This is a genomic window from Ruminococcus sporogenes (assembly GCF_054655175.1).
The window spans coordinates 1-212 of record NZ_BAAHOA010000060.1 but is presented as its reverse complement, the minus strand read 5'-3'; the positions used below and the strand labels follow the sequence as shown (position 1 = coordinate 212).

Annotated in this window: 1 tRNA gene; it reads left to right on the top strand. The window is 39.6% G+C overall.

Annotated features, from left to right (window positions below):
• The first annotated feature begins 24 nt into the window (after positions 1 to 24).
• Positions 25 to 101, top strand: a tRNA-Ile gene (locus tag ACYQ0N_RS15460).
• Positions 102 to 212 lie beyond the last annotated feature (111 nt).

Genomic DNA, 212 nt, shown 5'->3' with positions numbered 1-212 from the left:
GATCCTCCTCATCTCCACCAAAAAGGGCGCATAGCTCAGGTGGTTAGAGCGCACGCCTGATAAGCGTGAGGTCGGTGGTTCGAGTCCACTTGTGCCCACCATCGAGAAAAGAAATTAATAGATAATGGAAATTATCTGTTAATTTCTGTTCTTGAAAAAGGATAGAAAAAAAGGCATCTTGAAAATTGAATAAGAAAAGTATGAAGAAAATA